The sequence below is a fragment of the Armatimonas sp. genome, assembly GCF_043760365.1.
Taxonomy (GTDB): Bacteria; Armatimonadota; Armatimonadia; order Armatimonadales; family Armatimonadaceae; genus Armatimonas.
Genome location: NZ_JAYUPA010000873.1, coordinates 1 through 3,070 on the forward strand (window position 1 = coordinate 1; position 3,070 = coordinate 3,070).

A 3,070-nucleotide genomic window follows, 5' to 3' on the forward strand; every position below is an offset into this window, starting at 1 on the left:
CGTGGAACGCAGGAGTGGGACGCCCTCAGCAGTAGCCGTCTCGGCGTTGTAGATAGGCCAGTAGTTTTTGACGTACTCACTGGCCAAGCCCTTACCATAAACAATATCGCCCGTGATGAAGACATAGTCCGGCTTGGCTGTCACTGTCTGAACCGCAATTTGTTTCTGACCGTTGGTATTTTGCCCACAGTCTCCAAAAACGACGAAGCGCTGAGGCTCTTTTGCGGTCTTGCGGGCGCGGGTGCGAGCGGCAAAGACGGGCTTATCTGCCTTTGAGATGCGGTAGTCAAAGAGCTTGCCAGGCACGAGCCCGTCCAGAGGCGCGTTGATGACAGTCTGCGGCTCGATCACGCCCACGGCGACATTTTTCGCGCCGAGCTTCCCGGTAATCTTCTTCCAGACTCCGCCCGCAATCGCAGGCCGTATCTCCACACTCCACTCTTCCAGCTTGGCACCCGCCGGAGCGATCCAGAGCAGCTCCAGCCCCTCGGTCTTGCTCCCCAAGGCGGGGCGATTCCCAAGTTGCACGTAGGGCGGCTGGACAAAAGTCTTCTCGGGGGTCTGGATCGCCTCAAGGGGCGGCAGTGCGGCATCGGCGGCGGCGCCTGGCGGCAGTCCCGCGACGGAGCGCCCTCCCAGCCCACTACCCAGCGACGGTGTCTGCATCTGGGGTGTCGCAAGGTTCGGGCTTGTCCCCGCACACCCCGCCTCCAGAACACCCCCTGCCCCCAGAAATATCAATCCTGCCAGAGATAACTTGCTTACTCGCATTACGGTGACTGTCTCCTTGCTCATTGTACACCATGCTTTTTGGTGAAGTTTCACGAATTGTTAACTCATGTTCCGTCATGCAAGCGGTATATTATCTAACGTAACGATAGAGCCTCGTTCCTCGGCTACGAAGTCGCTCCGCGACTGAGAACTTAGGAACTTGGTAGTCGCGGAGCGACTTTTTGGCCGCAGGCCCCCAGATGCCCACTTTCAGTGGGCGGATAACGATTCATGCAAAAGGCTCGATAGTAATCAATTTATGCGACGCTCCCCCACTTCCCCCACCACAGCCCTACTCTTACTCACTCTGGGCTACGCAGGCTATTATTTTTGCCGCGCCAGCTTCTCGGTCGCCAAGCCACAGCTCATCGAGTATCTCTCCGCGAACGGCACGATGGACGCAGCGGCGGCGAAGATCGCGCTCGGTGGCGTGGCGTCGGCGGCGACGCTGGCCTATGCCTGTGGAAAATTCGCCTCGGGGGCACTGGCGGACTTCTGGAGCGGGCGACGCAATTTCCTGCTTGGGATGGGCGGCGCGATTTTCTTTAATGTGATGTTTGCACTCTCCGGAACCCTGCCACTCTTCACGATGGCCTGGGTGCTCAACCGGCTGATTCAGGCGCTCGGCTGGCCCGGCGCGGTAAAAGTGACGGCAAGCTGGTACCCGGCAGCGAGCTACGGCACGGCGGTGGGTATTCTTAGCCTTTCCTATCTCTTTGGTGATGCGGCGGCACGGCTCTTTCACGGGGCGCTGATTGGCGCAGGGCTGGGCTGGCAGGCGCTGTTTTTCGGAGGCGCGGGCGTACTGACACTCTTGCTGATTGCCAATGCACTCTTTCTGCGTGAGGGTTCCAAGCTCACCGATGAGCCATGCGCAACCACCGACGGAGAAACTCCCGACTCCCGTGCCTTTTTGCGCTCCCCCGGATTCTGGTGTGTCTGCCTGATCTCTCTGGCTTTCACTCTTGCACGGGAGACTTTCAATGAGTGGTCCCCTACCTATCTGGTGGAGTTTGGCAAGCTCACCAAGGCCAGTGCCGCCAATCAGAGTGCGCTCTTCCCTCTATTTGGAGGCTTTGCGGTTGTGCTGGCGGGTAAGCTCTCCGACGGGCTGGGCCGCTCTGGCAGGGCATTTATTCTCTTGCTCAGCCTGCCTATTATCGCGGCACTTCTAGCAAGTCTGGCACTCTTACCGGCAGGTAGTCCGCTGATTATAGTGGTGATCTCGGCCATCGGGTTCTTTTTGATCGGTCCCTACTCGTTTCTGGCCGGGGCACTCTCACTGGACTTTGGTGGCAAAAAATCAGGAGCGACGGCGAGTGGCATTATTGATGGGGTTGGGTATCTGGGAGGTGTCTTGGCGGGAGAGAGTATGGCACGTCTCTCGGTGGCACTGGGCTGGCGCGGAGCGTTTTTCACGCTCGCAGGCGTGCTGCTGGCCTCTCTGATTCCGGCTCTCTACTTCTGGAAGGAGCAGAAAAAGCACGATGTTTGAGGGAGCCAATTATGTTTGATGTGGCAATTGTCGGTGCGGGTATTTTAGGGCTGTCCCATGCGTATCATCTGGCGCGTGCGGGTAAAAAAGTGGTGGTATTCGAGCGGAGCGCAAAAGCCGAGGGCGCGAGTATTCGAAACTTCGGGATGCTCTGGCCGATCGGCCAGCCCCTCGGAGAGCGCTACGAGACGGCGCTACGAAGCCGGGAGCACTGGCTGCATGTGCTGGGTGAGGCAGGAATCTGGCATGAGCAGACGGGCTCTCTACACCTAGCCTACGCGGATGACGAAGCCGCTGTCTTGCAGGAGTTCTCTTTTCCCAATACCCAGTGGCTGAGCGCCGCACAGGTTCATGATAAGGCGCGGGGCATTCGAAGCAAAAATCTCCAGGGTGCCCTCTGGAGCCCCACCGAGATCTGTGTGGATCCGCGCGAAGTAATCGCGACACTCCCCGCGTTTCTCACCGAGCGCTACGGTGTCACGTTTCACTTTGGCACCACGGTCTTTGGCTACTCTCACCCGAGTCTCAGTACATCGGCAGGTGCGTTTCAGAGCGCCCAGCTTGTTGTCTGTAGCGGCCATGAGCTGGCAATACTCTATCCTGAGGCACTCGCCGCCGAGCACGCGCTCTCCGTTTGCAAGCTCCAGATGATGCGAACCACACCACAGCCAGGCAGCTGGCGGCTCGGCCCGATGCTCGCGGCAGGACTCACTCTGGCGCACTACGAGTCTTTTCAAAGCTGCCCGAGCCTGGCGGCGCTCAAAGCGCGCCTCCATGCAGAGTATGCTGAGTACGAGCGCTACG

2 protein-coding genes and 1 pseudogene are annotated in these 3,070 nt (G+C 59.1%); 2 read left to right on the plus strand and 1 reads right to left on the minus strand.

Going from position 1 to position 3,070, the window contains the following annotated elements:
- Nucleotides 1-795 (minus strand): annotated as a pseudogene (locus tag ACH2EH_RS21695) (hypothetical protein); the annotation flags it as partial.
- Between the two features lie 235 nt (nt 796-1,030).
- Between ACH2EH_RS21695 and ACH2EH_RS21700 the strand changes: the two are divergent.
- Both ACH2EH_RS21700 and ACH2EH_RS21705 read left to right on the plus strand, forming a co-directional pair.
- Nucleotides 1,031-2,266 carry an MFS transporter gene (locus ACH2EH_RS21700; RefSeq protein ID WP_395145017.1) on the plus strand — a complete coding sequence of 412 codons (1,236 nt, stop codon included), beginning with the start codon at nt 1,031-1,033 and terminating at the stop codon, nt 2,264-2,266.
- A gap of 11 nt (nt 2,267-2,277) precedes the next feature.
- A partial coding sequence (locus ACH2EH_RS21705; protein WP_395145019.1) for a TIGR03364 family FAD-dependent oxidoreductase occupies nt 2,278-3,070 on the plus strand: 793 nt, incomplete at its 3' end.